Raw genomic sequence first — 26,474 nt, forward strand, 5'->3', positions numbered from 1 at the left:
GCAGCCTCCGCGTCATGCCATCCGGCCGCCGCGCCACGATCACGCGGGCGGATTGCCTTCGGTATGCGCACTGCCTTCATCGAGCAGCGCACCCAGCGTATCGGCATCCAACTCCGGCACCGTGAACGTCACCTGTTCCGGGTCGAACACGACACCCCGGTCGTCGCTGTAGTAATCGACCGGCACATTCAAGCCCAGCGACAGCGCACTGCCGATCGTGCGTTCGGCCAGGTTCCAGTCTTGCCGCCACAGCGTGAAACTGGTGACAAACGCATCGGCCACCAGTTCCGCGTAGCCATTCAAGCTGAAACGCAATTGCGGCGACAGCGACGCGTTCAAGTCGCCATGCACGTGCAAGCCGTCATCCTGCGACCAGTCCAGGTCCACGTGCGGCGTCACATGGGCTTCCACGCCCGCCGCCGCCGACACATTGATGCCCGCCGTGGCGCGCACCACGGCCGCCCCCAGCGACACGCCCGCATCGAGCCCGGCTTCCACACCCGCCTGGGCCGGCAAATCAAAGGTCGCGGCGCCCGTCACGCGCAGCGATTCCGGCTGGGCCGGATCGAAGTCATCGACCAGCACTTCGGCTTCTGTCAGCGCGCCCGGCCCGACGTGCGCATAGCCGGTGATGCGGCCATTGATGGTCAGCGCCACGCCCACGGTATTGCCGCCAACCGCAAAACCGAGCAGCGGAACCGACACCGTCGGCATGTGGAACAGTTCGCGCCGCGCCCGTTCCGGCGCCGGATACTGGCCAAACAATTCCACCCGCCCCGGTATGCCGATCCGGCCCGACACCAGGATTTGCCCGGACGGCCGCACCTTCAGGCCGACACCGCCCTGCAATTCGTCGGTCAGCCGCACATTGACGGTGCCGTTGCCAAAACCTTTCAACTCTGTCGCGCCGGCCCCGTCGCCCGCCGGCGAGACATTGCCGTCATCGTCCACGTCGCCATTGGTGACGCCCAGCAGCACACTGCCGCTGGCCGGCCCCGCTTCGAATGGCGCCTCGGCGGAAAACTTGAACAAGCCATCGTCATAGCTGGCGTCCAGGGTGGCGGACACCCCGGCAAACGTGGCTTCCGCACTGCCGCGCGCCGACATGGTCCAGCCATGGTCGCCCTGCGCCAGGGTGGCGCTGATGCGGCCATTGCGGATGCCGGGCTGGTCGCGGAAGTGGGCGTCGCCGGTGATGGTGGTGCCGCCTTCCGGCGAGAATGCGACGCCGAGCGAAGCCGATTCCACGCCGGGGATATCCATTTCCGCCGTCCCTTGCAGCGAACGCTGTTCGCCATCGAACGACGCTTCCACGGTGGCGCTGCGGATGCCGCGCACCTTGCCTTCGCCGATATGCACGGTGCCGCTGCCGGACAGCTTGCCGTCGGGCGCATCGGCGCCGCGCCGGTACGACAGATTGATGGTCGCGTCCGCGTCGAACAGGTCACGGTCGAAGGCGAACTGGCCGTCGACCGCGAATTCGCCGGAGCGGCCCGCGCCGCGCAGCGTCCCTTCGCCCAGGTGGGCGATGGAAAACGCGATACCGCCGCCGACATTGAGGCCGGTGCGGGTGCCGATCCCCACCGTCAAGTCGGAACTGTCGATGCGCAGCGGCCCGCCCAGGTTGATATCGCCGCCATAAAACGTTTTCGACACCATCAATTCACTGCCGCGCACCTGGAAATCCAGTTCCGCATCGCGGATCAGGTCCACGGTCGGCTGCACCCGGCCGCCGATATACAGGCCGATTCCGGGAATCACATCGACTTCATCGACCACCACCGGGCTGAGGCCGCGCACGCCGCCTTCGCGCAACAGGTTTTCAAAGCGGCTTTGCAGCGCTTCGGTGTCGAGCACGCCGGCATTGGCCAGCCCGCGCCGGCGCCGGATCGGGATATCGACATCGATGCGGGCCGATTCGGCCAGCTGCACATGCACCAGGCGGCCACGGATACGGCCCACCAGGCCATCGCCGCCACCCAGGGTCAACGACAGGCCGCTGACATCGAGGCCCGGCAGCCAGCTGCGCAAGACCCCGGCCGGATCGGCCGGCTGGCCGTCGCGCAGCGGCACATCGCGCGGCTGGCCGCCACGGACGCTGGGATACAGCACCAGCATGTTCGGCGAACCCGTATAGCGGGTGGCGTCGACACCCCGTGGCCACGGGCGCACGATGGCGTTCGGATCGGTCGGCGCGCCGCTCAGCAGGTCGGACGGATCATAGATGCGCAAGCCCTCGGCGGGATCGCCGCCCTGCACTTCGGTCAGGGTCCAGCGCTTGCCGGTGGCCGGCGCGCCCTGCGCCGTAAACGCCTGAAAGTGTACGCGGTACTGGCGTTTCAGCACTTCCAGCTGGCGGTCTTCCGCCGGCAAGCCCGCCGCTTCCGGCGAACGCAGGTAATCGCCCAGCGCTTCGTCCATGAAACGGTCGACGGCATTGCCGGAGGCGCCGTTGGCGCTGCGCTCCAGCAATTCCAGGTTGTCCAGCCGGTCGAAGCCGCCGCCGCCCACCTGCAATTCCACAATATGGTCGATTTCAAACGGGTGCAGGTCGGGCTCGCCCTGACGGTCCCAGCGTGGCTGGCGCAGGGCCAGCGCCAGTTCGTTCGGCGCGCCCACCAGCACGTGGCGGCCCGCACTGGCCAGGGTCAGCGATTTCGGCACCGCCACATACACCTTGTCGGGGTCCAGGTTGCGCGCCTTGGCGCCCAGCGCCGCGCGCATGTCCGCCGCCGGCGTGGCGCGGTTCCAGAAGGTGCGCTGGCGCGAATCGATGTCGGCGCGGCGGTAGCCGGCCGGACGCACCAGCGTGTTGCCCAGCGCCGTGTCGTAGGCCAGCTTGCGGTGGCTGTTTTCCTCGGCCGTGCTGTATTTCAGGCCGGGCAATTTCATGTTCGGCACGACGATCTGGCCGCGCCCGCCCGCGCCGGATGCGCCGCCGGTGGCGCCCGTGCCGCCTGTTCCGCCTGTTCCGCCCGTGCCGCCGGCGCCACCGGTGGTTGGCGCCGCGCCGCTGCCGGAACCGCTGGCCGATGCGGTGTCGCCCGCCGCCGGCGCCGGTGGCGGTCCGGCCCGGTGCTGGCGCATCACCTTGCGCGCGGCGCCGCCTTGCTGTTGCAGCACGTGCGCCAGTTCATGCGCCAGCAATTGCTTGCCCTGTGGCGTGTCGGGCCGGAACTCGCCATCGTTGAACGCGATATGGGAGCCCACCGTGAACGCTTGCGCATGCAGCGCCTTGCTTTCCGCCACGGCCTTGGGCCCGGTATGGATTTGCACCTGGCTTAAATCAGTCTTGAAGCGCTGTTCGAATTCGCCGCGCGTGGCGTCGTCAAGCGGCGCCCCCGCGCCGAGCCGCTCGACGATATCGTCGCCCACCGGCGCCGACGATGCGCCGGGCGCGCCCTTGCCGGGATCGAGGCGCGGGTTGACATTGGTGGCCGGCGCTTCGCCGCCCTTGGCGTCGGACGCGACTTTCGGCGGCGCGGAATTGCCCAGCACGACATCCTTCATGGTGTCCGCGTCGAGCGACGGCTTTTCCACCTTGATCGCATCGGACGGACTTTCGGGGCGCAATTTGCCGGTCTTGGTGTTGTAGCCCATGGCCCCGGTGGCGTTGATCCCGACCGGCAGCTTGTAAGCCGCCTCCGCCAGGGTCCAGTCCTTTTTCCAGACCGTGATGGTGTCCACCACCACATTCAGGCGCGCCTCCACCTGGCCAAACAGGCGGAATTTCAATTCCGGCTGCAAGTTCACATTAAACGTGTTGGTGATATCGAGGCCGTCATTTTGGCTGTACGTGAAATCGGACTTCGCCGATAAAATCGGTTTATCGTCCGGGATGCCGGCCTTGGCTTCCACGCCCACGCTGCCGACCAGTTCCGCCACGGCGGCGCCGAAAATCAGGTTGATCTTGGCGTCCGCGCCAAATCCGGCCGAGCCATATACTTCGAATTTCGCGCCGCCCTTGAGTTTCAACGTATTGAAGTCCACCGTGGCCGGATCGAATTCCTCGACTTCCACGCCGACGCCGGTCAGTTTGCCCGGCCCGATGCTGGCATAGGCCTTGGCCGTCACCGACGCGGAAAATGTGATGCCGACACTGACATTGCCGACTGAAAAACCCAGGCCGGGCAACGGCACCGGCGGCGTTGAAAAGGTCTTGTTGAAAAACTCGCCGCCATCTTTCGGGTACTTCGGGAAGACCTCGAAATCCTTTGATTTCAGGCCGCCCCCCACGCGCACCGTGCCATCGGTCAGCAGCCGCAATTTCAGCGTGCCGTCCAGTTTATCCTTGATAAATTCCGCCTTGATGTCCGCCGCGCCATAGACCACGAACTTGTCGCCCGACCCTTTGCCTTTGCGTGCGCCCTTCTCATCGACTTCGGCATTGGTGACGCCGGCCTTGACCTTGCCGTCCAGCGGCCCCTTTTTGACGGAAAATTCCCCTTCCAGCAGCACTTCACCATCATCATAGGTGAACGCCAGCTGCGCGCCCGACAGGCCCGGCAGCTTGGGCGTGACCAGCCCGCTGGCGCCGACTTTCCAGCCCGCATCGGCCTGTTTGAGGTTGACTGTGATGTCGGCTTTTTCCACGCCCGGCACCTTGTCGTCGATGGCCAGTTTGCCGGTGATATCGAGCGCATTGTCCTTGTAGGTCACACTGAGCGAGGCGGCCTTCAAGCCGGGAATGTCCGGCTGCACATCGCCCGTCGCAGTGAAGACCGAATCTTCATATTTCGCCGTCAGGCTGGCGCTTTTCAGTCCCTTGATCTTGCCGGGCTTGGTGATGGCCAGGGTACCGGCGCCGCCAAAGCCGCCCTTGCTGCGGTACCACAGCTTCATGTCGGCTTTGTCGAACAGCCGCGTATCGGCGCGGAAGCCGCCTTCCAGCTCAAAATTCTTGCCGGTATCAACGGAGGCGTTGAGGAAGCCGGTGCCGAACTTCTGGATTGTGAATTCCGCGCCGCCAGCCACTGAAAATTCCGACCCGTCATAGCCCAGCGTGATGCCGGCCGAATCGATGGTCACGCCGGGGATCTTCAGTTTGCCCGCCAGCGCCGTGGCGTCGATGGTGTGGAACAAGCCCAGTTTGCCATCCTGGATTTGCGCCGGGATTTGCAATCCGGACAGGGCCGGATGGCTGGGTTCCAGCATCGCCTTGCCAAACACGCTCTTGCCAAAGGTGATGCCGGACAGTTTCAAGGGACTCATCGGCTTGAAATCCACCTGGTTCGGCACGCCGTCGCCGCTGGCCGTGCCCAGCCGCCCCGCATATTTTCCGGGCGCATGCTGCGACACCCCGACGCTGACATTGCCCGCCGGGATCGCCACGGCGGGGCCGAAGTCCAATATCCCTTCCAGGGTGCCGACATTGGCGCCCGCCGCCAGGTCCTTGTAGCCGGCAACCAGGGTCAGCTGCTTCATTTTAAAGCCCGCCATGCCGCCCGACTGGTTGCCACCGATGGCGATCTTGTTCTGGCTGGCCCCGTGCGGCAATTGCGCCACCAGCAGGTTGCCGGTCGGCGATAGCAAGGCAAAGCTGGTTTCCGTGCCCGCCAGGTCACCGGTGGCCCCCAGGCGCGGAATCACGTGGTCCAGCGCTTCGATCTGTTCCTTGCTCCAGTAGGTGGAGCCGCCTTCCTTACGCTTGGATTCGCGCGCCCGGCCCTTGACCTTTTTGAACACAATGGTCATGGCTTCCATCACGCCTTCGGCGGTGGGTTCGCCGGCGCTGTTTTTCGGTCCCGCATACCCGGCCAGCGCGGGTTTCGCGGGTTCGGCCTGGATTTCCTCGCGCACCGTGCGCTTGATGCCGTGGCTGAACGAGCTGCCCACGCTGCCGTTGTGGGCCTGGTTCAGCAATTCCATGTTTTCTATCGCATCGGGACCGCCCAGCTGGAATTCCACCATGTGGTCGACCTGGTATTGGATATCGGCGCCGGCGCCATCCCAGGTGGGAATTTGCAGCAACCGGGTCAGTTCCTCCTGGCTGGCGGCCTTGATGACTTTCGAGGCGGCGCCGCCACCGGTTTCCAGGTGCAGGTCGAAACCGGACGCCGCGCTGGGCCGGCGCGCGGCGGGGATTTTATTGAGGTCCGGCTTGACCGCCCCGGTCCAGACCCCGATCTGCTTGGTGCCCCGGGTACTGGCGTCATAGGCGCCCTTGCGCCGCAATTTGCCCGGCGTCGCCAGCGCCCCATAGCCGCCCAGGTGGCGCGCCTTGATGGGCGGGACTTCGAGTTCCGCATGGGACACTTCAAATTCCCCCGCCGCGCCACCGGCGGCCGGCGCCGCAGCGGGCGTGCGCATCAGCATGCGCGAAATGCTGCCGCCGGTCTGTTGCAGCACGTGCGCCAGTTCGTGGGCGATCAGGCGTTTGCCGGGTTCCGTCTGCGGCTGGTACTGGCCGGCGGCAAAGGCCACGTGGCTGCCGTAAGTAAAGGCGCGGGCCTGGATTTGTGCCGCCGACAGCGCGGCGGCCGGGTCGGTGTGGATGCGGACGTGGGCCAGGTCGTGGCCCAGGCGTTTTTCAAAGAACGCCAGCGTATCCGGGTCCAATGCTTCGCCCGGGCCGAGGCGGGAGACGATGCCTTCCGTGCTGTCGGGCGTTGCGCCGGCTCCGTCCCGCGCGGCGGGCGCGGCAGGCGCTGCGTTATCGGCCTTGCGCTGGACTGTTGTTTGCGCCCCTGCCGCCTGCTTGCCGCCTGCCGGCTGTTCGGCAGCCTTGCGCTGGACGTTTGACTGCCCGGCCAGCGCGGCGGGCTGTTTGGCGCCGGGCGGCGACTGTTGTTCCGCTGTTTTGCGCTGCACCGACGGTTGCGGCGGCGCGGATGGCTGTTTGGGACCGCCGCCGGACTGGGGTTCGGCGGACTTGCGCTGGACACCGCTCCCGCCCTGCGGCGCGGCCTGCGGCTGCTTGCCCGCCGCCGCCGGTTCCGGCATGCGCATGACCTTGTCGGCGACCGCGTCCGCTTCACGCTCGACCGCGTCGCCCGGTTCGCTGACGGCAAGTTTGGCGCGCACCGCCATGCGGTCGAAGCGCTGGCCCGGGGTGTCCGCCGCTGGGCCTTTCGCGCCACCCGCCGTGGCCGTCGCCCCGGCTCCGGCAGCTTCCTGGCCGGATTGTCCGCCGGCCTTGCCGCCGCCGGTTTTTCCTGCTGGCGCCTGGCCGCCAGCCGCCTTGCCCTGCGCGGCGCCGCCGCCGGCCACCTTCGCGCCGGTGGATTGACTGTCCGTGGATTGGCCGCCGGCGCCCTTGCCTTCCGGCTGCGCGCCTTTCGCCGCGCCCGGACCGGCCGCCTTGTCCTTACCCTGCGGCTTGGCGGGCGCCGCCGGCTTTTTCGTGTCTGCCACAGGTGGGGCGGCGGCCATGGCGCATGCTCCTAATTCCGTTCAAGGAAAACAATATCGTCAAACTCGTCGGCCCTGATGGCCAGGGTGCGCAGCAACATCGCCTTGTCTTGCGTGCTGAGCGGGACCACTTGCCGGCGTGCCGCCGGCACGGGCGGCTTGCCCACGGTTTCCACCAACTGGACGACCGACGCCAGGCGCTGCGCGGCCCCCGGCTGGTCCACCTCCTTGACCGTGGCCAGCGTGACGCCGTGCGGGAAGTCTTCCGGCAGCGCCTTGATGAATTCACCCACCACGGTTCCCTGCGGCGCGTTGCCACTGAAATCAAACGGTTTCCAGGGATCGTCCTGTTGCGGGAAATGGTTCGGAGCGTCGTAGCCGGCAAACACCACCACCGCCTTGCGCACCTTGGCTTCGCCGCCACCGGTGACGATCAGCATGCCGCCGTCAAACGCACTGTCCCCGAGCCGCCGCGACGGCAAGGCGATGGCCGCCACCGAACTGTCGCCGCGTGGCGGCGGTTGCGTGATGCTGGCAATCTGGTCCAGCATATTGCGGACGCGGAAATGGTTTTGCCAGCCCTGTCCCGCCGTCGGGGTGCGTTCCCACACCCGGCCCAGCAAGACCTTGCCGCCAGGCTGCGCCGCCTTCCACATGGCCAGCACCGCGTCCGCGCTTTCTTCCGACACGCTGCTTTCCCCCAGGTAGCGCAAGATGCCGACCTTTTTATAGGTGAACTGGTCCACCGTCCCCTCATCGCCCTTGTCGAGCGCCTCGGCCAGCGCCTGCGCCTGGCCCGCGTCTTCCAGCCGCAAATGCCACACCAGGAAGCCCTCGTATCCGGTGGCGGCCGGCGTGCAGGCCGGCGCGCACAGGTGGGTGCGGGCGCGCCGGAACATGACCCAGTCGTGCAGCGCGCGCACGGTCTGGGTTTTCGGCGCATCGAGCAGCGGGAACAGGCGGCGCCGCGCGCGCAGCAGGAAGGCGGGATCGCCGTCCGCTTCCGCCAGCGCCGCCAGGGTGGACATGGCCGCCGCGCCCACGCCCGACGACGGCTGCGGCATGGCCGTCAGGCCGGTCAGGTTCATCACTTGCTGGTCCGGCAAGGGTGCCTGCCCGTCTGCCGCATTGCCGGCGGTGTTGCCTGCCGCGTTGCCCGCCGTGTCGCCTGCCGCCGCCCCCGAGGCAATGCCCGTGCCGCCCGCCTCGCCCTTCACCGTGATAAACATCGCCGCATGGCGTGGCAGGTCGTCCCAGTCAAACAAGACCGGGCTCGATTTCGGGTCGTGCTTGTCATCGTCGATCAGCAACATGCCCGACGTCGCATCGCCGCTGCGTTTCAATGCCAGCTTCAGGCGCCGCAGCGCCGCCGATGGCGTCCCGTCCCCCTCTTCGACCGACTGGATATCGACTTGCACCAGCCGCGCGTCATCGCCGGCGCCATTGCTGTGCACATCAATCACCGTCAAGGTCCCGGCCAAGGTGATGCCATTGCCTTGCGCACTGTCGCCGCCCGCCGCCATCCGCAATTCCGCCCGCACGGCCGCTTCACCGCCCAGCCCCAGCGCAAACGGATCGGCGCCGATGTCACCCGCGATATACAGGAAAACACGGGAACCGGACGCTTGCCCATTCGGATCCTGCTTGATATCGGCCGCGGCGGCCAGCGTGAACGCATAGCCCCCTTCATCGCCACGGTGCGAGCGCAGCAAACCGTCAAACGCAATGCTGCTGCGCGCCGGCAGCATCGTCATGCCTGCCAGGCCCCGGCTGAAGCCTGCGGTATGCGGGGTGTTCGCGCTGAACGACGCGCCGTCCGCCGCCTGCTCCGCCGCCTTGGCGCGCTTCGGTTTGTTGACCGGCGCCGTGGTCGGCGCCGACGTGGGTCCGGAGCCGGGCGCCGTGGTGGGCGAAAAGGTCGGCGCGGACGTCGGCGCCTGGGTGGGCTGCTGCCCGTCGTTGGGCGCCACCAGCATCAGCGCGAGGATGGCGCGGTAATCGAGTTGCGCGCGCCACCAGATGCCGGCCGCCACATTGGCGGCATCGGCGGCCATCCCGTCCGGCACGAACACTTCGACCTGTTCCTGCGCCGCCGGGTTATCAAGCCCACGCGTCAGTGAAATGCGCCGCAAATGCTGGGCTTCTTCCACCAGGTGTCCGATTTCATCGGTGCGCACCGCGTGGTAGTGCAGTTGCACGCCTTCGCCAAACATGCGGCCGCACTGGTCCTCCACCGCGATCCGGGGATCGACCGGCAGATAGCCGGCCGGCGGCAATTCCATGAAGCCCGCGCGCAACAGCATGCGGTTTTTCGGCAACGCCCCCTGGCCCAAGCCCGCCTCCGCCAATGTCAGCGACAAGCCGTCGAGCTCCGCAAAGGACGACTTCACATAGCCGGCCACGGATTCCACGTCCTTGGCGCTGGGCTTGCCGGCCTGCATCAGGATTTTTTTCGTACTTTCGCCATAACGCTTCAACATGCCTTCCAGTTCCTTGCGGGTCTTGTCGAGCAGCTTGCGCAACTGGTCGCAATCGCTGGCCGGCGGCAGCGGCTGCCCCGCTTCGAACAGGCCGGACAACTGGCACTGGAATTGCAAGATCTGCGCAATGAAAACGTTCCAGGGCCGCATGCCCATGCGGCCCTGCCAATACCCCCGCGCCTGCGCATCCATGCGTTCGCGCCGGGCGCTCCACGCGTCGATGAATTTCACGCCGTCGCCTTCCCGCGCCAGCAAACCGATCGGCACTTCATCGCGGCCATACAGTTGCGCCGGATTGCACCACACGCCGCCGGCCAGTCCGGCGGCGCTCAGCAGCGGCGTGGCCAGCCACGGTTCAGCGGCGAAATACGCCGATGCCACGCGGTTGCGCAAGTGGATGGCGGCCGCCGGGAAAGCCGCGCTGTCGGCAAGATTCAATGTGATGGGGCGCAGCCGCAGCACCAGTCCCTCGCGCCAGTAGGGCCGCTGGGAATCCGTCACGCAAGCGTCTTCACACAGCTTGCCGTACACCGCTTCATTGCCGCACAGCCCCTCCAGCGGCCCCACCGTGATTTCATACAGGCCGCTGGCGGGCGCTTCCGCCGCCGTGGGGGCATCGCCGCCGCAATGGCCGAATTGCGCATTGCCGGCGGGCGGTGCCGGCCGGGCCAGCTTGACCAGTTCCGCCAGCGTGGCGGAAAACGGCTCGCCCGACAACACGGTGCTGCCGGCCGGCGTGATCGCCAGGCCGGGACTGACTGTCAGCTTGCCGCCGCCCATCGCGATTCCCAGCCCATGCACCACGCCCCAGCCACCGGCCAGGTTGCTGAGCCGGACCAGGTTGCGGTGGTAATCCTGCTCCAGGGTCAGCGCATCGGCGCGCAGGAATTTGCCGTCGAAATAATGCAGCCGCGTCAGCGGCGTGCCCGCTTCGATGTGCGCGACCCCATCCTGTAATGTCAGCGTGGCTGCCAGGTTGGCAGAGTCAATATTGTTGGCCATGATGGTTCCCGCCTGTATCGATGATGTTTAATTGCGCAAGCTGGTGGTGACATTGCGGCCATCGCCGTCGGCCGCCAGCGCACCGGCCGGTATCAGTGCGGCCGACAGCAGCGGCGCATTGCCGGTACCCACCACGGTAATACGCACCAGCGCGCCGGCCACCGGGGCCCGGTCCAGTCCCAGGGTGACGCCACGCGGCGGCGCCGCGGCCGCCGTCACGGTAAACGCCGCCCAGCCGCCCGCTTCCGTGTATTCACTGACCGCAAAGGCGGCCGCCGTGATGCTCGCTTGCGCCAGGTCCTGGTCAAACGCCAGCGTGATACCGGTCCCGGCCAGCACGGCGCCGCCATTGACCACCAGCGGGCCGGCGGCATCGGCCGGCGCCGCCACGCCGGGCCGCAACAGCGCCTGCTGCAACAGGCCGGTGGCCAGCAGGGTCGGCCGGTCGTCGATCCGCACCAGCGCCACCTCCGCATGCCAGCCATCCGCGTCCAGGTGGATGTGCACGCCGGACAGGCGCGCCAGCGGCAAGGCCAGTGCCTCGGCATCCTGCAACGCCGCCGGTTGCAGTCCGGGTGACGTGGTGGCCGCGGCGGCGTGCGCCAGCGTGGCTTGCCACAAGGCGCGCTCGGCGCCCGCGCGTTCATCCGGCGCGGCCGTGTCCAGCGCCGCCAGGCTGTCCAGCAGCCACTGGTCGTCCGGCAACGGCTGGCCGCCACCGTCGTTCCAGACCGGGTCCAGTCCCAGCAGCAAGCGCAGCAAATGGTACGGTGGCGCGGGCGGCGGCGGGCGCGGCGCGTCTTCGGTGCGGCGCACCAGCGCCAGTTGCGGCGCTTCGCAGATGCGCGCATAGGCAATGTCGGCGTGGCCGTCGGCGCAGGGATCGGCCAGCGCGGGCACGGGACGCGACAGGCAGGTGCCGTAACCAAGCATGACATCGAGGTCGAGCAGCACGTCATCCTTGTTGGTGATATCGCTGAACGTTTCCTCGTCCCGGTGTTTTTGCCACCATGCGGCCAGGCTGACGCACTGGGTTTCATGGAGTTCCAGGTCGCGTCCGGCCGCATCGAGCGCGTAGCCGGCGCCCACCCGGACTTCCGCGCGGGCCGGGTCGAATGACACCGGATAGCCCCACACCACGCCCCAGCCATGCAGCGCGCGCTGGTGGCGGCGCCGTCCGCCGAGGTGGAATCCCTGCTCGGCCTGGAAGTCTTCCACGCCGAGCAGCATGCCGAAGTGATAGTGGATGGCGCAGCGCGCATCGTCCGGCAACGTGCCGCCGCAGCGCTGTTCCGTCTCGCCGTGGCATCCGCATGACTCGATTGCCCCCATGCCGCCCTCCCTTGTTCGTTAATTGCAGATGTACTTCACACCGCCAACGCCCTCACGCCAGCGCCAGGTAGCGCTGCGCCGCCTGTTCACGCCGTCCGGACAAGGTGGCCGAGGCGTTGGCCGTGGCCAGCAGGCTGGCCAGGCCCTGGCTGCGCGCCGCCACCTGGCGCGCTTCCAGCCGCGCATCGCCCAGCGCCACCGCCAGCGCATCTTCCGCCGTGGCGACCGCCGCCACCAGGTTGGCCGGCACCGTGCCTTTCGCCGCCTGCAGGATCGCGATGCTGTTATCGAGCTTGTCCAGCTGTTCCCACAGCGCATCCGGCACGGCGGCGAACCATTCCTTCAACAGCGCGCGCGGCGTGCCAGCGTTGCCGTCGCCCAGCGGCGTATCGGCGGCGGCCAGCGCCGTGGCCTTGGTGGCCAGCGCGTCGAACTTGGTTTTCAGCGCCGCGTCCGCGTTGCGCAACTGTTCATCGGTCTTGTCCGGCGCCGCGATGCGGGCCGCCGCCAAGGCCGCCGCATACGCCGCTTGTGCCAGCTGCAACTGTTCCTGCGCCGCGTCACGCGCTGTCAACAGCGCCAGCGCATCTTCGCGGTCGGTTTCCAGCACCGCATCGGCCGTGATCAATTCGGCCCGCTCGGCGTCGGTCAGCACCGACGGTCCTGCCGCCAGTTGCGCCAGCGTGGCGATGGCTTGCAAGGTGCGCGGACTGGATTCGGCGAAGCTGCGCAAGTGGCCGACCGCCTGGTCGAATTCACGCTGCTTGCGCGCCACCAGGTCTTGCTTGCGGGTCGATGCCTCCAGCCACGCCGTGGTGGCCGTGACCGCAGCGGCGGCCAGGTCGGCCGCGTCGCCCGCGACATTTTGCGCCAGCAGCCGGCGCTGGCGGGCCCGCCCGATGAAATCCTTGTCCGCATCGGCATGGCTGGGGAAGTCGGCTTCGACTTTGGCCGTCGCGGCCGCTTCGTTGGCAACCAATGCCGCATCGGCGTCGGCCGGCAAACCGCTGATGGGCGGCATGGTGGCGGCCAGTGTCCACGCATCGCGCATCTTGCCCAGTTCCGTTTCTCTTAACAGCGCGCCTGCGGCTTCCTGCCATGCCTGGGTTTGCATGGCGGCCCGCTCGGCCAGCGCATCGCGGCGCGCGTCGGCCGTCAGCGCCACCGATGCCTGCGCCGCCTGCTCGGCCACCGCCTGCCGCCATGCGGCAATGGCCGAACGCATGTCGTCCAGCAGCGCTTCACCGTCGGCCGGCATGGCGGCCAGCGCCAGCCTGCGGCGCGCGGCCGCCACCGCATCCTTGGCCAGCTGGGCGGCGTTGCCGGCCACAGACAGCGCAATGCCGGCGTCGATTGCCGCCTTGCGGGCGGCGTCCAGCTCCAGCCGCGTGGCCGCCAGCGCCGCCGCCAGCGCCGCGGTTTCATTGGTCCAGTAGGTGATCAGGGTCATGGGCATAGGGCCTCCTCAACGTTAAACAATCGGTGCGTTGCCGCGCTGCGGCGGGTGGCCGGGATGGGCCTTGCCGGCTTTGTCGTATTCGCGTTCGACCGCCAGCAAAAAATCGCGCCGGCGGATGCAGGGCGGACTCCCGGACTCCCCGCCACCGGCGGCGCCCAGGAAGGCGGCCGCCAGCGCGGCATTGCGGATCTGGGCGCCGCTCAGCGCATACCACTGCGCCAGCTGGTCCAGGTCGACGTCGGGCGCCAGCGGCGCGCCGGCGGGCAGGTGCAGGCGCCACAGCGCGCGGCGCGCCGTTTCATCCGGTTCGGGGAATTCCACGATGAATTCAAAGCGGCGCGTAAAGGCCGCATCGAGGCTGTTGCGCAAATTCGTGGTGAGGATGGCCGCGCCCTGGTAGCGCTCCAGCCGCTGCAGCAGGAACGCGGTTTCCAGGTTGGCGTAGCGGTCGTGCGCATCGGACGTTTCCGTGCGCTGCCCAAACAGGGCGTCGGCTTCATCGAACACCAGCAGCGCGCGGGCCCGTTCCGCCAGGTCGAATACGGCCGCCAGGTTTTTTTCCGTCTCGCCGATCCATTTCGACACCAGGCTGGCAATGTCGGCCACCAGCATGTCGACGCCCAGCGCCCGCGCCATGGCTTCCGCCGCCAGCGTCTTGCCGGTGCCGGGCGGGCCGTAAAACAGCATGCGCAAGCCGCGCCGTTCATGGCGCCCCTGCTCGAACCCCCAGTCGTCCAGCACCGTCATTTGCTGGCGCACGCGCAGCACGGCTTCCTGCAACTGGCGCTCGGCGGCCGGCGGCAGCAACAGCGCGTCCCAGCCGGCGCGCGGCGCCACCCGCGTCACGCCAGGCCTGGCCTGCCAAGCCGTCCGCGCCCGCAGGCAGGCGCCGACGTCCCCCAATTCCAGCGGCCACCCGTCGAGCTGGCCGCGCAGCGCCAGGTCGCCCGCCACGTCCAGCGCTTCGCCCGGCTCAACCGGATAACTGGCCGCCAGCGCCCCGGCCTCCGCCGCCAGTCCCGGCAACAGCGTGCTCCACAAGGCGCGCCGCGCCATGGCGGGCAATGGCTGCACAGACAGCGCCAGCAGCGGCAAACGTAAATCCGGCAAGGCGCGTTCATGCGGCGCCGTCGCCAGGACCGGGATATCCCATCGCATGCGGCGCAGCGGCGCCCGGCCCCAGCTTTCATCGCCGCCGCCATCGCTGTCGATATCGAGCCACGGCGCCGCGCGGTGCATGAAGGCGCAGCAGTAGGCCGCCACCGCCGCTTCCTCGCGCTCTTGCAGCGGCGCGGCCAGCGCCAGCACGCTGTGGATGGCGGCGGCGCCCGCCGCGCCCAGCAAGGCCCTGGCCCGCGTGGCCCGCATCGCGCTGGTGCCGCCGGTCAGCGCCACCAGGCACGGTTCGCCGCGCGCCAGCACGGTGGCCGCGCGCCGCACCTCAGGCTGCGCCAGCCAGCTGTCCAGTCCCGGCACATCCCGCACCCCGGCCACCAGCAGGCCGTCGCCCGCCAGCGGCGGACGCGCCTGCAACGCTTGCCACACGCCGGGCCCGGGGCGCAACAGACGGCCGTGCCAGGGGCCGCGTCCCTCCAGCCGCAACAGGCCGAGCGCCGCCAGGCGCGAATGCACCAGCAATTCCTCCACCGCGTCGCGCACGGCGCCGGCGGCGTGCGGCGTTTCGCCCTCCAGCCAGTGCAGCGCCAGCGCCACGGTGGGATAGGGTTCGCCATCCGGATGCAACTGGCGGAACAGCGCCGCATACCCCTCGTGCAGTTCCGGCAGGCCGGCCAGCAGCACCAGGTCGGCAATCAGCCCGCTCCAGGCGGTATCGGCCGCCACCCCGGCCAGCCTGCTGAGCGGATGCAGGTCGTCCGGCGCGCGCCAGCGCAGGCGTTCGGCTTCCCATGCCGGCAGCGACGCCATGGTGACTTCATGGCTGGCCGCCTCGCGCAAGACAAACGCGATGGCGTCCGCCAGCGGCGATGCGCAGGGTTCAGCCGAAGATTCGGCCGAAAGTTCGGCTGGCAGCGCCATGCCCAAGCGGCGCGCCACCGCCACGCACAGCCGCAGCGCCACCACGGCCGCTTCCACCCGCGTGCGCTTGCGTATCTGCTGCGCCAGCCGGGCGGGCGAAGGGCGTTCAGTCTGGTCGGGCAGTTCAGTCATAGCAAATCCTCACCACGCATCCCAGCCACGGCAGCCAGCCGGGATCGATATCGAGCGCCAGCCGCCGCAAGCGGGCATCGGCGGCGTCCAGCGGCAAATGCACTTCGATCCAGCCGGGTTCAAATCGGATCCGTCCGGGACGCCGGCAAATCGCGGCCAGCCGGGGCACATGCAAATCCGCCGCGTTGTGCGCCAGCCATTGTTCCCATGCCGCGACGGTGCGCTGCGCCAGGGCGTCGGCTTCGCCCCAGAGCGCGGCGGGCGCATCGCGCTCCACCGCGCCCGGCAGCCAGCCGCCGCAAAAGGCTTGCACCGCGGCTTCCCCCATGGGGACGCCCAGCGCCACGGCCAGGCGCCACAGGAAAGCCGGCAATTGCGCGGCCGCGTGCGGATGGGCCAGCACGCCGCTGGCCGGCACCAGTTGCAGCAGGAACACCAGGCCGGCCCACGACGTGGGATGCCAGGCGGCGGCATCGGGCAGCGCCGGCGCGGCGGGCAATTCTTCGCCGCCGTCCGGGGCATCCTGGTCCGGCGTGGCGGCCGCCGTATCGAAAGCAACCATGGCTGGCGGCGTGGAGTCATCGTTGCCGGTTTTTTGCGCCGCCGCATCATCGGCCTTGTCCGCCACCGCGCCAGCCCCGCCGGCCGGGGCTCCCGGGCCGGCGCCGGTACGCGCCGCCGGCCGTGGTGCAACCCCGGGCAACAGCGCATCGAGCGCCTGGTACGCCGCCCGCAACACCGCCCGTGGCGCCGGCGCCGCATGCACGCCCTGCGCCCTGCCCAGCGCCGCCAGCATGACCGCCACCACGCCGGCGTGGCGCTTGGCCAGCACCGGCTGGATGCGCGCCCACACCAGCAGCGCCCCGGCGCCCGGGCTATCGAAGGCGACCGCCGCCCCGCCACTGTCGCCGTGCCGGATTTCGCCGGCACAGGCCATGAACGGGTGGGTTTGCGGCGCCCGCGCCAACACGTCGCGCCAGCGCGGTTCCGGCAGCGCCCGCACCAGCGCGGTGAATGCCCCGGTGGCCGCTTCCGACCGCAGCAGGCGCACCAGCAAGGGCCAGATACCCTCGCGTTCCGCCGCCAGCACGGACCACGCGTGTTCGCGCAAGGCGGTCAAGGTCATCGCGCCGCTCCATTGCGGCAGCAAGTCCATGCGCCGCCAGGCCCAGGCGCGGGTGCCGTCGCCCACCGCCGCGCGGTACACCATGTCCGCCACGGCGTCGCGCCGGTCGCGGTAACGCACCACGTTGGCGCCGCCCGCCGCCAGCGCGTCCTTCAGCGACGCGGCCAGCGCTTTTTCCCAGGCATCGCCGGCCTGCAGCTGGCTATGGTCGGCGCCGAGCCGGGTCTTGACGTCGAGCCGGCGCACCAGCACCCATTCGTCCAGGCCGAGCCCCGCCGCCAGCCGCTCGCCGTCGAGCGCACCGAGCCCCGCATCCCATTCGGCCGCGCGGCCGCCCGCCAGCGGCGAACCGGTGCGATAGGTGTTTTGCCAGCGGCCGATATGAAAAGTCAGCATGCGCCCTCTCCCCCCGGCGCGGCCGCGCCCCGCAGCGCGGGCCGGCCCAGCAAATACCCTTTGCCCAGCACGGCGTCGCCGACGATGGCCTGGTCGAACCCGGAACCGGCGCCGATCACGGACGCCAGACCCACGTGCAATCCGACGCCGACCCGTACCCCGGTATCGGCGGTGCACAGGTCAAACAGCGTATGGGCCGGTTTGTGGGTTTCCACCAACTGGCGCGCGCATGTGATTTGTTCGGCGCCGAGTTTCGCGACTACCGTGATGGTGAAGCGGTGCGCATACTGGTCGAACAGCGTGGGTTCGACAGACACCGCGGCGGCCGGAGCAAACTCGGCCTCAGCCCCATAGTCACCGCTGGCGATGGCGCCGCCGACGCGGAAACCCACACCCAGCACCGCCTGCGACGACGCCGCCTGCGGGTTGCCGATCACGCCGCCGCCCCGGCTGCGGAATTTCTCCAGTATCAGCACTTGCGCCCCCGTCAGGATTTCCAGCATGCGTTTCAGGCTCCACAACGTGCCCCGGCCACGGAACAGGCGCGCACCCTCGGCGATCATTTGCCGCCGCGCCGCTTCCGGCCAGCACGGCTGCATGCCCAGGCCGATGAACGAGGCCAGCCAGTCCAGCCATTCCGGCGGCGCCGCATGGGGATGGAGCAGGCGTTGGCGCTGCTCCGACACCGCGCCCCACAGGTCGAGCATGGCCGCGGGCGGCATCAGGTAGCGGTGCAGGAAGTCTTCCGCGCGCGGTTCGCGCCACAGGGTGCGCGGCAAATGGCGCAGCAAGCCGTGGCCCGGATAGGCGGCCCGCGCGCTGCGCAGGCGCGGCGTCTTGCTGCGCGTGCCCCGCAATTCAAACACCAGCCACAAATAACGGCCCGGCGGCGCATGCACCGGCGCTTCATACAGGACATAGCCTTCCTGCGGCGCCGTGCCCAATACCGGGCGCAGGCTGTCGGCGCCGCCGCTGTCAAGACGGAACAAAGGATGGCCCGCTTGCTGCCGCGCCAGCCACTCCACCGTGGACGGCAGCGGTGTCAACGCCGGCTGGGCGATCGGCGCCTGCACCTGGCCGCTTGGCGCCGTGCGTGGCAGCGGATCGCTGAAATCGAGTTCGTCGCGCGTCAGCGCGTGGACGAGGATGTTGGCGCCATCGGGAATGCACGCTTCCACCGTCAGCGCACCCCAGCGGTTCTGGTCCAGCCCGGAGTCGAGCGCGAAGCCGAACAGCCAGCCTTGCTCTTCATAGGCGGTGCGGGCCGGCGCCGCATGGCGCAAGCCGCGCGCCGTCCAATAAGCAATGCGGCCATCGGGCGCCACCGCGATCCCGCGCCCGTCATACTGCGGGGCGGACAAGGCGGTTTGCGGCGCCCAGTGCCTGCCTTGCAGGCGATAGCGGGTAAAAGCCTCGGCGGGGCGGCGCGCCAGCACGAACAGGACGCCGAATTCCGCATGTTCCTCGGCCACCGCCAGGTCGGTGCAGTATGGCGCATCGAGCACCACTGACGGCTGTTGCAGGCACACCACCGTGGCGTCAAGCCGCCCCGCGCGGCACAGCACAAAGGCGCGGCCATCTCCCAGCACGGCCAGGCGCTGCGCGCCCATGACACCGGCGGGCCAGTCCAGCGCCTGCGGTTCCGCGCACGGTGCCAGTTGTAGCCACTGCTGCGCCGCACCGGGTCCGCCCGCCGCGTCCAGCAAGACATAGACCGCATCGCCCGCCTGCGCCAGGTCGAGCGCCTGCGCCGGCATGGCGATGCGGCGCGCCACTTCCTGCTGCCAGCTGTCGGCCAGCCACACGGCGGGTTCCAACGGGTCGGCAATATAGAGATAGTCGGCCGCGCAGGCCAGCGCCAGCGGCCGTTGCGGCAGGGTTTCACCGGGCGCTTCATCGGCCACCGACAGCTCGAACGGGTGCGGAGTGCTGTCGCGCACCGCCAGCGCGCTGGTTTTCCCCCATAACACGTACTCGATACGCGCTTCTTCCGGCACCGGATGGAACAAACGGCAATGGCGGTCGAACGCCATGCCCGCATAGCCGCCGGTGTACGGTTCGCCCGCCGGAATGCCGCCCCCGCCTTCGCCCTCGTCGAGCGGCGCCAGGGTGACGATATCGTCCACCAGCGCCGCCTGGCGGAACGCGCAACGCAGCCAGTGCGGCTGCCCGCGCATCAAGACCGTACCGCTGTCCGGGACCAGGCGCATATCAGCACTCCTCGCGGAACACCGGCACCGGGACCGCCGGCGCCGTCAACGGCGGTTCGATGCCGCGCGCGGGGTCCGGCACCGGTGTCTGGTCATCGACCACGGCGATGGCCGCCACTTCCGGCACTTCCCACGGCGCCATGGCGACGGCGGCCTGTTCTTGCCACGTTGCGCCCTGCCACCCCGCCAGCCGCAAGCCTTCCACGTATTCGACACCTTCCACCTGCATCGCCACCCCTTCCAGTTCGCGGTCCAGCACCCGCCGGCCCAGCGGCCAGCCTTCGCCTTCCGGGCCAAATGGCGGCAATGGCGCCAGGTATTGGCGCAAGATCAGTTCCACCCAGTCGCGCACCGCGTCCAGGCCATAGCCATCCTTGACCTTGACCGCCAGCGCAATGGCAATCCGGCGATACGTCGGCGGAATCACATAGAGTTCGGTCGTGACCAGACGCTTGGTATCGAGCCATTCGCACACGCGGCGCAATTGATAGCGGTCCGGCAAGGGCGCGTTTGGATGCGCCGCATCGCGCGCCGGCCAGACCATGACGCTGACCACCCCGGCGCGCGGACTGCCCCGCGACGGCGCATGGAACAGCGGCAGGCACTCGGCGCGGCCCAGTTCCACGCCCGGCGTTGTCAAAGCCAGTTCGCGGAAATCGCCGCTGGTGACGGCGCGGCCGCGCCGCCGCAGTTCGCCGGGAATGCGGCGCAGCGCCGCTTCCAGCGTTTCACCATCGACGCCGCCCTGGCCCGGCAAGGGGTTGGCCAGCTTGACGCCGCCGTCGGGCCGCCCCATCGGCGGCAACGGCGGCGGCCCGGACAGGTCGCCGAATTTCGCGATCGCGTTGGCCGGCACATTGCCCGCCGCGCCGCCGCCATGGCGGTAGCCGAGCACCCGCACCCGCTCGCCGATGTGCGGGAAGCGTTCACCAAAGGCCACCGTGCCCGCTTCCGCATCGACCACGAAATGCCGGTCCAGCGCATCGCTGGCGTCGAGGTCGCCGCGCCGGGCCCAGTCGGTCCAGACGCCGGATTCTTCCACTTGCAGGCGCACCGGATGCTGCTCATCGGGCAGCACCGGCACGTTGGCCAGCTGGAATTGCTGGCCCGGCTGGCCATTGCCGGAGCCCAGCAATTCCGCCGCGCCCGCCACCGATTGCTCGACCGCCAGCGTATTGAGCGCCAGCAGCGCCACCTTGCCGATGCGGCTGCCGTCGCCGCGCCAGGCGCGCAGCCAGAACCACAGCTTGCCGGCGCGCGCCTCGTCCAGCAGCGGCGGGAATTCGCCGCTGCCGGCCAGCTCCGGCGGCGCGGCCGGCACGCCCAGTTGCGCCAGGTCGGCCGGCAATTCCAGCCGCAACACGCCTTCCTGCGTCATGCCGGCGCTGGTATCGGCCGCCACCCGCAGCGGCACGTAGCGCGGCGTGCCATCGGCTTTCAACGCGGCCGCGCTGGCGCGCCATTCCAGCGCCGGACCGCGCCGCCCGCCCGCGCCGGGACAGGCTTCCACCTGTGCCAGGGTTGGATAATCCGGCGCCGGCGCAAAACCCAGCGACAGCGCCAGGTTGCGGCCCGGCGCCAGTTGCAGCACGTCGGCCGGCGCATCGGGGCCGTCATAATCCTTCAATACCGCCAGCCATACGCAACCGTCGACCGTGTTGGCGAAGTCCACCGGCGGCGATGACGCGTCCGGCTCCAGCACGGCGTTGCGGTAGGGCGCCACCATCTGCAAACCCGGCCCGCCCGGCGGTTGCGCCGCCGCCAGCGCATCGATGCTGCCCTGCACCGCCGTGTGCAATTCCGCGTCCAGTCCCGCCACGAATTGCTGCAACGCCGCCGCCGTGTCTTCCGCCAGCAGGCGCTGGCGCGCCACGGCCACGCAATCGAGCGGCCACAGTGCCGCATCGTGGCGCACGGTAAACACGGTCTTGCCCGCGCGGACCTGATCGCCGCCATACACGGCCACGCCGCCCGGCGCTTTCGACTTGCAGCGCACCAGCGCGGTCGCCGGCCGGGCCGGTGCCAAAGGCACATCGAGCAGGCGCAGGAACGCCAATCTCGTCGCTTCCGGCACCTGGTTGAAGCGGAATTGCAAGCCTTCGCCAAGATAGGCAAACAGCTCGAGCAGCGTGATCGCGGGATCGCTGCGGTTATGGTCGGTCCACTCCGGATTGAACACGCGGATGCGGTCCACCAATTCCTTGCGCAACTGTTCAAAGCCGCGGTCATCGAGTACTGGAATGATCAAGGGCATGGCCTACTCCAGATAAAACGGATAAACCAGCGAATCCCTGCGTCCGTCCACCGCGTGAAGGTAATGGATCTCGACCAGCAGTAGCGCCGGATCGTCCGCGCCGGATACCACCACTTGCGCGACCTTGATGCGGGGTTCCCACTGCTGCAAGGCCAGGCCCACTTCGCGCTCGATTTGCGCGCGGGTGGCGCCGTTATTCGGGTGCATCAGGAAGCGCCGCAAGCCGCAGCCGAATTCCGGCAGCATCACCCGTTCACCGGGCTCGGTGTCAAGGATGATGAAAATGCTTTGCCGGACTTTTTCCGGTCCCGACGCGAACGCCATGCGGCCATCGACCGGCGCCAGCGGCAAGCCCTGGCCCTTGCCGAGGCGCTCATAGCGCAGCCCGCCCTCCGTGGCAAGGCCGGCGGCGACACCCGGCAATCCGGACAATGGCGCATTCATACCCGGCTCCCGGTCTCGGCCGACCACGCACGGTCGCGGTGGGGTTCATATTCCAGCGCGCCGGCGCCCCCGATATCGGGCGGCGCCTGCGCCGGATCGGCCGGCAAGCGTTCCGCGTCTTCCATGCTTTGCGACAGCACGCCCAGCGCATTGTTGGAAAAACCGGCCAGCTTGCCTTCGATGTCACCGGCGTCTTCCCCGGTTTCATCGGCAATCCTGCCACCCAGGCTGGTGTTGAGCAGCGCATTGATTTCGGCCGCGGTTTTTTCCACGCCCTCGACTTCGATGCCGAGATCCGCATCGAGGTCCACACCGGGCGGCTGCGCCGCCAGCGCCGCATCGACACCGGCGCCCAGCGCGATTTGCGGCGGGATGCAAAAACGGAACACCAGCAGGAACCACAGCTGGAAGATGAACACGACAATCGGCAGGAAGATATTCAGGACGAACAGCGCCACGATCGTGATCAAGGGGATGGAAAAGAAGCAGATCGCTTCGCCGCCGGGATCGCACGGCTGCGGCACGCCATCCTTGACCTTGGCGCACAGGTGCTGCGGCTGCAGCACCCGCACCGGCGAAAAACGGCCGCGCGGACGGCTGGCCGCCTGCGCCGCCAGTTCCCGCAAATCCGGCATCTTGATGGTGATGGGCCGGTTCGACGTGCCCACCAGGTCAAACGGCGGCGCCAGCCGGTAAGCCTCGGTCGGCGCCGCCCACACCACCTCGCCCTTGCAGTCCGGCGTCACGTTGCGGCGCGGGCAGCACGGCTTGTGGCGGCGCACGAAGCACCAGATTTCATAGGTCGCCTGGTCGTCGAAACGCGGATGGCCGGCCGTGTCGTGGGTCAGGCTGGCGGTCGGCACGGCGCCGTAATACATGGTGCGGCCCGCCGCGTCATGCCGCGCATCGCGCGGATCGGGCGCCAGCGCATACAGGGGAAACACAGATTCCCCGGCCAGTTCCGGATCGGCCTGGCGCGCGCTGCCGGACAACGGCAGCCACTGCCCCAGCGTCTTCGACGGTTTGCCGCCCACTTGCAGCGGAAACCAGCCTTCGATCTTCACATCGACGCCATGCTGCGCATACCACGCCTGCAGCGCCTTGCGCAGGCTGGCCACGGCGCCGCGCCGCGCCGCCAGCAACGCCGGCCACGACGCCACACCGGCGGCCAGCGCCAGCGCCTGCTGGCGCGCGGCAATCGCAGTGGCTTCGCCCGGCGCAAGATGGTGCAGGCGCGCGGTTTCATCGAGCGTCAGCAATTCCGCATAATCGGCTTCCGCCGTGTGCACCGTGTGCACCTGCGCCGCGACTTGCGCCTCCAGCCCTTTGGGCACCACGGCGCTGCGGCGGCGCACGGTAAATCCGGCCTGGCACACTTCCTTGCGCGGCACGCTGGGGAAACCCGGCACATCGCAATGCAATTCACAGGTGACCAGGTAATGACGGTCGTGCGCGGGCAAATACAGTTTGCGCAAGTCGCTGGGCGCCAGCCGCGAACGGTAGGCGTCGGTCTTGCTCTTGGTTGGCTTGCCGTTGGCATCGACCGGGAACAGCGTCGCCACCTTGTTCAGCAGCGCGCCGCCCGGCGCCGCCTTGACGAAATCGAGGTTGCTGACCACGTCGTCGGTGTCGTCGAAGCGCAGCGAATGCTGCGGGTTGTCGAGGAAGCCGGCGATGTAGTCGGCGCCGGCGAATTTTTGCAGCGCGGGCACGCTGTTGCGGCCGTCGCGCGGCACCGCCGCATGTTCCCAGCGGTACCACGGGCCGGCCAGTTTCCATGGGTGCGCCGCAGTCACCATACGTTCCCCGCGCCTGGTGTATAGCTGGTGGACACCACCGACGTGGCGATCAGGGTCTGGCATTGCAGCAGGTTGTCGCACATGACGGTGGGCGCGTGCAGGTTGACTTGCGACGCATTGACGTCGACCATGCCGGTGGCGGTCACGGTGACCTTGCCCGCCATGTCCATCACGATCTTGCAACCGTTGCTGTGCACCACCGAGACTTCGCCGGCCGCGTCGTCCAGCACCACCTGGTGCCCGCTTTCCAGCGACAAGGTGACTTTCGCGCCCCCTTGCGTATCATCGAATTGCAGCAGGCTGCCCGAACGCGTCTTCCACGTGCGCAGGTTGTTGGCGCTGTCGGCCGCTTCCGGCGGCCTGGCCTTGCCATTCCAGCATGCGCCGACGATATACGGACGGCGCGGGTCGCCCGCCTCGAACGCCACCACCACTTCGGATTCGACTTCCGGCAGGATTTGCAGCCCGTGGCCATTGTCCGCATAGGGCGCCAGCAGCCGCGCCCACGCCGTGACGGCCTCGCCATCCTGGCCGAACGACGGGAATTTCACCTGGATGCGGCCGGTGCCGAGCGGGTCCACCAGGTCCGCCACGATGGCCGGATAGACGCCGAACCAGCGTCCCTCTTCGTTGTCGGCGGCGGTATTCATGCGGCGCCTCCGGCCCCGTTGCCGATCCAGCCGCGTTCCGCCTCGAATTGCGTGCGCATGCCGTTTTCCCGGTCAAAACTGTGCTGTACCCGCGTCACGTAATAGCCGTCGCCCTCGAAGGCGGGGCCGATGCGCTCGAGTTTCACCAGGCTGCCCACCGTCATGCCGGGGCTGCCGAGCGTGGTGCCGCGCACCGTGACGAAGCGGCGCGCGCGGCGCTGCATGTCGGCCCTGGCCCAGGCCTGCGCCTCGCCATCGGTGGACGGCGCTTCGCGCACGCGGTAGCCGGTGCGCTCGCCCAGCGCCTGCCGCATAATCGACGGGCCGCCGCGCCCGCCCGAGGTTTCCGCCGCCGCCGCGCTGGCGCCGGCCTCCTCGTCGATGGCGTCTTGCTGCGCATCGTCGAAGCCGCCCACCTTGACGGCGGTGCACTGGTGCGCCAGGTCGGCGCGGGCTTCGAACGCCAGTAAATCGTTGCCCTGGATCAGGGTCAGCCGGTTGCCCCGGCGCTGCGCGCGCGCCGCCAGGTGCAAGGTGTCGCCGTCGATCCACACATCGGCCGCCAGCCGTTTCGCCTGCGCCCGCAGGAACGCCAGGTCGCTCTGGTTCCATTGCTGCACCGCCGCCATCGATGGGCCGTCCAGTTGCGCGTCGGACTGCAATCCGTGGGCGGACGCGATCTCGCGCAGCAAATCGGCCGGACTGGCGTTGTCGTAGGTTTTAAAGCGGCGTGTCATGCGCAGCTGCATCAGCTTGTCCTCCGCGTAAATCCTGATTTCCGGTTCATGGCTTTGTTCCATCGCCAGTTCCAGCGCGCTCAACCGCCCTTTGAACACGGTCCGGGGCAGGCTGGCCGGGCCCATCGCCACTTCCAGCAGCACACCGAAGTCCAGGATGGCGCCATCCTGGTACAGCAACTGTTCATCGCGCGCATTGCGCTGCGGACCGATCGCGGCAAACACGCAGCGCAAGCGCTTCATCCCGTGCGTGTCTTCCTCGATGTCGAGGCGCAGCACGTCGCGTGCGAGGTCGCCCTTTTCTTCTCCGCCCACATAAAAGCGGGGCAGGACCGAGTCGGCTAACAGTTGGCTGGTGTCCGGCATTGGGCTCCTCAGTCGGCGTGGTCGTAATCGATGGCGCTGGTGCGCTCGTGGTCCCATTGCACTTGCTGCCGGATCGCGCGCCAGCGCTGCAGCGGTTGCGGCTCCGGCAAGGTGCGCTGCGCGGATGCCGCGCTGTCCTGGCCCCGGCCGCCTTCCACCACCACTTCGGATTCAACGTGATCGATTGCGACTGGCATGGTGGCCCCTCCTCCCAAACAACAATGTTGGCTTCGACTCCGTAGGGCGGTTTCCGCCTTGGCGGAAGCCGCCATACCCGCACCGCGACGCAGCGCGCGCTGGTGGCAACGCATGCATGGCGGCTTCCGCCGGGGGCGGAAACCGCCCTACGGAATCACTTTCCCTTGCAATTGCAACCACAACCGCCCGGCGTACGGCGGCCCAATGTTTTTACCGCGCCACCGCCCACGTTGGCCGGCAAGGCTTGCCACGCCGGCGTCGTCGCATCCACCGTTCCCGCCAGCCCGCCGCCGCCGCGCTTGGGCCGCAGCGGCACCCCGGCGCCATACGGCCGCCCTTCCAGCGCCGCGCCATTGCCGGCGCGCCCGAAGCCCGCCTGCGCGGCCGCGGCGTTCTGGCGCTGCGCGGCGCCGTGCACCTGTTCGATCGCCCCCTGCAAACCGCCCTGCCGCGCCAGCGCCTGGCCATTGCGCACGGGGTCGCGCGCCGTCCCCTGCGACGC

General features: G+C 68.9%; 14 protein-coding genes. All 14 read right to left on the bottom strand.

Annotation, left to right across the window (positions count from 1 at the left end; genetic code table 11):
• Positions 1 to 39: 39 nt before the first annotated feature.
• A complete protein-coding gene (locus tag AC1RRC_RS29205) occupies positions 40 to 7,371 on the bottom strand; it encodes an eCIS core domain-containing protein (protein ID WP_493059195.1) in 7,332 nt (2,443 codons plus the stop codon).
• Between the two features lie 11 nt (positions 7,372 to 7,382).
• A complete protein-coding gene (locus AC1RRC_RS29210; RefSeq protein ID WP_493059196.1) occupies positions 7,383 to 10,832 on the bottom strand; it encodes a PT domain-containing protein in 3,450 nt (1,149 codons plus the stop codon).
• A gap of 27 nt (positions 10,833 to 10,859) precedes the next feature.
• On the bottom strand, positions 10,860 to 12,164 hold the full coding sequence (locus AC1RRC_RS29215) for a hypothetical protein (RefSeq protein WP_493059197.1): 1,305 nt from the start codon (positions 12,162 to 12,164) through the stop codon (positions 10,860 to 10,862).
• A 52-nt stretch (positions 12,165 to 12,216) separates the two neighbouring features.
• Positions 12,217 to 13,620, bottom strand: coding sequence for a hypothetical protein (locus AC1RRC_RS29220; RefSeq protein WP_493059198.1), 1,404 nt, complete (start codon positions 13,618 to 13,620; stop codon positions 12,217 to 12,219).
• A 15-nt stretch (positions 13,621 to 13,635) separates the two neighbouring features.
• Positions 13,636 to 15,792, bottom strand: a complete 2,157-nt coding sequence (locus AC1RRC_RS29225) for an ATP-binding protein (RefSeq protein ID WP_493059200.1) — start codon at positions 15,790 to 15,792, stop codon at positions 13,636 to 13,638.
• A complete protein-coding gene (locus AC1RRC_RS29230) occupies positions 15,785 to 17,314 on the bottom strand; it encodes a hypothetical protein (RefSeq protein ID WP_493059201.1) in 1,530 nt (509 codons plus the stop codon). Before AC1RRC_RS29230 ends, AC1RRC_RS29225 begins: the two co-directional genes overlap by 8 nt.
• Complete coding sequence (locus AC1RRC_RS29235) at positions 17,308 to 19,524, bottom strand: phage tail protein (protein ID WP_493059203.1); 2,217 nt, start codon at positions 19,522 to 19,524, stop codon at positions 17,308 to 17,310. Before AC1RRC_RS29235 ends, AC1RRC_RS29230 begins: the two co-directional genes overlap by 7 nt.
• Position 19,525: 1 nt before the next feature.
• A complete protein-coding gene (locus tag AC1RRC_RS29240) occupies positions 19,526 to 21,778 on the bottom strand; it encodes a putative baseplate assembly protein (RefSeq protein ID WP_493059204.1) in 2,253 nt (750 codons plus the stop codon).
• Positions 21,779 to 21,781: 3 nt separating this feature from the next.
• Entirely contained in the window at positions 21,782 to 22,222 is a 441-nt protein-coding gene (locus tag AC1RRC_RS29245) for a GPW/gp25 family protein (RefSeq protein ID WP_493059205.1), read from the bottom strand.
• A complete protein-coding gene (locus AC1RRC_RS29250) occupies positions 22,219 to 24,021 on the bottom strand; it encodes a hypothetical protein (RefSeq protein ID WP_493059206.1) in 1,803 nt (600 codons plus the stop codon). Before AC1RRC_RS29250 ends, AC1RRC_RS29245 begins: the two co-directional genes overlap by 4 nt.
• Positions 24,015 to 24,671, bottom strand: a complete 657-nt coding sequence (locus tag AC1RRC_RS29255) for a phage baseplate assembly protein V (RefSeq protein ID WP_493059207.1) — start codon at positions 24,669 to 24,671, stop codon at positions 24,015 to 24,017. The genes AC1RRC_RS29250 and AC1RRC_RS29255 overlap by 7 nt, the downstream gene beginning before the upstream one ends.
• A complete protein-coding gene (locus AC1RRC_RS29260; RefSeq protein WP_493059208.1) occupies positions 24,668 to 25,774 on the bottom strand; it encodes a phage late control D family protein in 1,107 nt (368 codons plus the stop codon). The genes AC1RRC_RS29255 and AC1RRC_RS29260 overlap by 4 nt, the downstream gene beginning before the upstream one ends.
• 8 nt (positions 25,775 to 25,782) lie before the next feature.
• The gene (locus AC1RRC_RS29265; protein ID WP_493059209.1) at positions 25,783 to 25,971 is read right to left on the bottom strand and encodes a hypothetical protein; all 189 of its coding nucleotides are present in this window, start codon (positions 25,969 to 25,971) and stop codon (positions 25,783 to 25,785) included.
• A 155-nt stretch (positions 25,972 to 26,126) separates the two neighbouring features.
• The coding region (locus tag AC1RRC_RS29270) for a hypothetical protein (protein WP_493059211.1) at positions 26,127 to 26,474 on the bottom strand (348 nt) is incomplete at its 5' end.

The organism is Pseudoduganella sp. GW821-FHT12E03 (genome assembly GCF_058807115.1).